This window comes from Mesorhizobium sp. M0698 (genome assembly GCF_040320455.1).
Lineage (GTDB): Bacteria > Pseudomonadota > Alphaproteobacteria > Rhizobiales > Rhizobiaceae > Mesorhizobium.
In genome coordinates this window covers 1-5188 of record NZ_JAMYPQ010000062.1, presented here as the reverse complement: position 1 = coordinate 5188, position 5188 = coordinate 1, and the positions used below count along the sequence as shown (strand labels likewise).

Sequence of the window (5188 nt, the reverse complement as noted above, 5' to 3'; positions counted from 1 at the left end):
ATTAATGATTGCGCGATCTGGGACCCTCACCAACTGGATTGTCGAATCTTGTAAAGATAGCCGGAAGAGAATTGCGTTATGACCATTCTGCCGGTTCCAAAAGCACGTGCGCCATTCGGTCCCTGCGACTCAATCCAGGCGGAGGGATGAGGCCGCAAAGCAGTCTTTTGCGCGCCCACCGGTGGGCCAGGATGGACCCGTCGTAAACGCAGTTATTCGATGATCGCCGCCGCGGAGTCCTCAGGCTGTGCCGCGCCCGGCACCGGCGACGTAGTGGTCGTCGATCGCCCCGTCGCCGATGTCGATCCGAAGCTCGGCCAGTTCCGCGGTGAGCTTCCCTGCTTATTCCGCAGTGCCCACCGAGTGGCATAGGAGGTTCTATCAGGCGGTCACGGCTGCACTCGTTGTGGGGTCTTCGACAAAGTCGGACATGAGACACAGCGCCATCAGGGTGATCGCATTGTTATGAAATGATTTTCTCATCTGGCACGACTCCTGCGAGGCTGTCCGCAAAACGCGCTGCGGCACGGACACAGGAGAAATCATCACATGATCATGCGCGCCGAACATGCGGTCGCAGCCGCGAAAGCGGAGCTTTCCCGGGCCAACGGAAGACTTTGCGCCTGTTTTCCCGGCGCCATCATTCTTTGGGATATCCGAACATGACCACATTCGATTTCCGTCCAACGCTGAATGCTCCCGACGATGATCCCTATCTGTGGCTCGAAGATGTAGAAGGCGAACGGGCACTTGACTGGGCCGCCGGCCAGTCGGCCACGACCCTGGTGCACTTCGGTGGAACGCAACGCGAGCGGGACCGCGACGCCCTGACAGCGATTTTCGATCGCCCTGACCGGATCCCCTTGATCAGGCGCAGCGGCCAGTACCTCTACAATTTCTGGCAAGATGCCCCAAACCCGCGCGGACTGTGGCGCCGGACCACCCTTGCGGCCTACGTGAAGGCGGATCCCCAGTGGGAGCTCCTGCTCGATGTGGACGCCCTCGCCGCTAGCGACGGAGAGGACTGGGTCGGGGGGGGCGCGTCGATCGAGCCAGAGAGACGGGAAAGAGCCGTTCTACGCCTCTCGCGCGGCGGCAGCGAGGCGGTCGTGCATCGCGAATTCGATCTGGAGTCTTTTAGCTTCGTCGCCGACGGTTTCAACCTCGCGGAGACCAAGGGCGGGGTAAATTGGCTCGATCCTGACACGCTTCTGCTTTCCAGTGCGCTTGGTGATGGCATGGCCACCCGCTGCGGCTACGCGCGCACCGTGCGGCTGTGGAAACGTGGCGCGGATCCGCTCACCGGGCCGCTAATCTTCGAGACCGGTCCCGAATCCCTCGGCGTGTCCTGCCATCTGGACCGCACCGCCGAGAGCGAGCGCCTTTGGTTCATCGAGCAGGCGACCTTTTTTGAGAAGATCGGCCGAATCGGCGACAGGAGCGGGCCGAAGATGCGGATCGACCTTCCTCAGGACGCCTCGTGGAGCGGCTTCGGCGACCGGCTGGCGGTAAAGCCGCGCAAGCCGTGGACAGTGGGAGGGACGACCCATGCCGCGGACGCGCTGATCGGTATCTCGCTTTCCTCCTTCATCGCCGGCGAGCGCAGTTTTGCCACCCTCTTTGAACCAGGCGACAGGCGCTCCCTGCAGTCATTCTTCTGGAATAACGGGAAGCTCATTATCTCCTACCTCGTGTACCTCGTTCCGCGTTTCGACATGTTCACCCCCGACCGCCAGGAATGGACGCGCCGAGTGCTGGACACCGCGCCCGCCGAAGGGACTGTTCACCTTCGGTCGCTCGATGCGGAACATCACGAGACCAACGGAGAGGTCCTCGTTCCGGCTCAGGACCCGATCACGGAAGCTTCTCCTATTAGACCTCAATGCCGCGGCGCCTCTCGGCGCTCCAGTAATCCTGAAGCGCAACCCGGAGAATTTCGACGCATCCGGGCTGGTGGTCACGCGCCACGAGGCAGTCTCGACCGGTGGGGAGGTGATCCCCTACACGCAGGTCGGTCCGGCGAACGGGAACGGGGATGCCCCGTTTCACCTCACCGCCTACGGCGGGTACGGCATATCGCTCCTGCCCCACTACAACTCCTCGCTCGGCAAGCTGTGGCTCGAACGCGGCGGCACGTGCGTGGTGGCGAACATCCGGGGCGGCGGAGAGTTCGGCACCCGTTGGCACGAGGCCGGGCGCAACGTTCCAATCAGTGGGTACAGACGATTGCGAGCACGGCGCGAATAATGTTTGCGCGGTCCCACTCAAACTGCGCTGAGCGCTCCGCCAATCTCACGCAATTCGAGCAGATTTTTCGTAATTCAGTCCACATTTTCTGAAGAGCAAGGAGAGAATTTCATGGCGAGAAACCAAATGCGCGCGCCGCGGGGAGTAACAGCGGCCGTTGTCCTCATCGTGATGGGACAGCAGGCCGTCGCGGCGGACCTTGCGCAAGCCGCGAGTGTCCCGCAGGCAGGAACCCCGGTCACGCAAGAGCCAAGTCCTTGGCAACTCCGCCTGCGTGGGTTGGGGATCATCACCGAGGATTCGGGCTACGTCAATGCAGTGTCAGGCTCCGGTCTTTCCTATTCGGACACCGTGATCCCGGAACTCGATATCTCCTATTTCTTCACGGACAACATCGCCGCCGAGCTAATACTCGGCACCACCTATGCCAACATCGGCAGCCAAGGGACGATCGGCGGGCTGGGCAAGATCGGCAAGGTTTGGCTGCTGCCGCCTACGCTCACATTGCAATATCATTTTACAAATTTCGGCGCTTTCAAGCCCTATGTCGGCGCCGGCGTAAACTACACGATATTCTATAACCAGGATGTCGGCAGCGCCGATGCTCTCAAGGTAAAGGACACGTTCGGCACCGCGCTGCAGGTCGGATTCGACTACATGGTGGATCAGCACTGGGGCGTCAACTTCGACGTAAAGAAGCTTTTCCTGAAGCCAGACTTCGACGTCACGGTGGACGGTGCGAAGCTGACGGGGGAGGCAGCTCTCGATCCTTGGTTCATAGGCGCAGGTGTCACCTACCGCTTCTGATGGGAAGGCGAAGTCAGGTCGCTGAAGTTAAGGGCGCCTCGTGCGCCCTTATACCCTCCAAGGCCGTGACGCTCAGGACGGGTGAAATTGGCGAGACGTGTCTTCACTTCCAGTGCAGCAACACTCAGCGGCAACACCAACAAGCCCGAACCGATTGGTTTCGGCTCGCCGGCAGATAGTGAAGATTGGCTCAGCACCGATCGGCAATCCAGAAACCGGAGAAATACGCGGTTCTTGGCTTAAGACACTAATAGAGGATGTCGTCTGATTTTTCGCACGCGGGCAGCAGGTGTTAATCGTCACGTCTGGTGCTGTCGCGTTCGGCTCAAGTCACTTAATCCAGCCGTCACCATAGCCATGGGATAATTGTTCATGCCCCATGCTTGTCGCAAATCCTGACTGTGGCTCGAGGAGACGTTTCAACGCTGTTAATAAGGCAGTAAGAATGCCCTGAAAGACATCGCGAACAGTTTGGCGAGTTTTGCGTCGGGGGTTCGGGATGCCATTCAAGGGCAGGAGCGCGATGATGCAGAAGGAGGAGTTTGTGCGGCTTGCGCTGGTGGAGAGGCGCCAATGTGAGCGCGCGGTGCCAGCGTTTCGCCATCGGCCGAACCTGTGGCTACAAGCTCATCGGTCGCTTCCGGGCGGAGGGGTTGCGGGCCTTACCGAACGCTCGCGACAGCCGCGATGAGCCCGATGCGATGCAGCAAGCGATCGAGGCGGCCGCGGTTCGGTGCGGCGCACGCATCCGGCCTGGGCGGACGCGCGCGGAAGGACAAGGGCCAGGTCGCGCCCTCGACCATCACCGGCAATATTGCGCCGCAAGGGCCTGGAGCTCGGCCGCCCAGACGGCGGCGCCACGCAGCCCTTCATCCGCTTCGAACACGGTGCGCCCAACGTTCTGTGGCAGATGGATTTCAAGGGCTATGCGCCTTGCGGACCGGACGGCTGCATCCGCTCACCGTGCTCGACGACGAGACCGGCAATTTCTCTGTGGTCGAACACGGCTTGTTAGGTCCGATCGGTCCAACCATCGTTTTTGTTCAAGGAGGCGATGGTGGCGCTGGAGTGGACGATCACGATCGAGGGGAAGAACGAGTTCGGCGACGTTTGTCGTGAGGAAGTCCGGATTGCCAGGAGCTGGGGCCGCTTGTTTGACGGTGAGATCGGCTTCTCTCTTGAACAGGGCAAGAAGATCATGGCGGCGCTGCAGAGCGCGGTCGTGAAGCACGAAGCACAGATATACGCGCTTTTCCGTCGGATTTGCCCGGACTGCCATATATTCCGACCCGGTTAGGGACTACACAACTACACAACGCGCCGGATCCCGATGGCGGTCTCGACCAGCGCGCGCCTGCCGTAGCCGGTGGAGGCTTGCCATTTCATCCGGCCGTCTCGGATGATTGCCGCAATATGCTTATGCCAGGAGTCATGGGATTTGACCGATATAGGCCCACTCCCGCATTCCGATTGAAGTGATGGCATCCGGGACGGCGAGGAGTTTGTGCCAAGCCTCGCATGCGGCGTTGATGATAGCCTCATAGCTGTCGAAGACACGGGTGGAGAGCCAGTTCTGGCGCAGGTATTGCCAGACGTTCTCGACGGGTTCAACTCCGGCGCCCGCGACGGCACGACGCCGTCAACAGTACGGTCCGGACCCTTTTCGACGATTGCGGCAGGTCGGCTTGCTGGTCGGGCAACAGACGCGACGGCGGACCAGGCGACCATTGATCGACAAGACCTTCGGGACCTGCCGCATTGAACCGGTGCACCCAGTCGCGCAGCGTCTGACGATCCATCCCGCGGATCCGCGCCGCATCGGCCCGGCTCATCCCGTCCGAAACCGCCGCGATCGACAACAGCCGGCTGCTGTGGCGCACATCCTTCGTCATTCGCGCGAACCGCCGAAGCTCGCCAGCCAAATAGTCACCCCGAACTTCAATGCTGATCCCATCGCCGAATCTCCTTTCGGCAAATTGGAATCACGGCCTCCAAACGCCTCAAAATCACGAAAGAGTCAGCAACCAGGACCTTTGGTATTATTCCTTTGGTCGGGCGGTTGATCGCCGTTCGGTTCGACTGCGTTGACGCGTGGCGGAATGACGATGGCAGCATCGGCCCTATGGCCGATGAT

3 protein-coding genes and 1 pseudogene are annotated in these 5188 nt (G+C 60.8%); 3 read left to right on the top strand and 1 reads right to left on the bottom strand.

The window, feature by feature from the left end:
- Positions 1-662 precede the first annotated feature (662 nt).
- The 3 genes from NKI16_RS34230 (at position 663) to NKI16_RS33740 (ending at position 4351) form a co-directional block, all read left to right on the top strand.
- The gene (locus NKI16_RS34230) at positions 663-2339 is read left to right on the top strand and encodes a prolyl oligopeptidase family protein (RefSeq protein WP_502897655.1); all 1677 of its coding nucleotides are present in this window, start codon (positions 663-665) and stop codon (positions 2337-2339) included.
- 19 nt (positions 2340-2358) lie between these two features.
- On the top strand, positions 2359-3054 hold the full coding sequence (locus NKI16_RS33745) for an OmpW/AlkL family protein (protein WP_502897654.1): 696 nt from the start codon (positions 2359-2361) through the stop codon (positions 3052-3054).
- A gap of 1057 nt (positions 3055-4111) precedes the next feature.
- Entirely contained in the window at positions 4112-4351 is a 240-nt protein-coding gene (locus NKI16_RS33740) for a hypothetical protein (RefSeq protein WP_352924769.1), read from the top strand.
- A gap of 132 nt (positions 4352-4483) precedes the next feature.
- On the opposite strand, the pseudogene NKI16_RS33735 reads toward NKI16_RS33740, so the two are convergent.
- A pseudogene (locus NKI16_RS33735) lies at positions 4484-5003 on the bottom strand (helix-turn-helix domain-containing protein).
- Positions 5004-5188 lie beyond the last annotated feature (185 nt).

Bases quoted from the DNA above. Each gene is read 5' to 3' on its own strand.
- NKI16_RS33745 (WP_502897654.1), top strand. From the start codon at position 2,359: ATGGCGAGAAACCAAATGCGCGCGCCGCGGGGAGTAACAGCGGCCGTT.
- NKI16_RS34230 (WP_502897655.1), top strand. From the start codon at position 663: ATGACCACATTCGATTTCCGTCCAACGCTGAATGCTCCCGACGATGAT.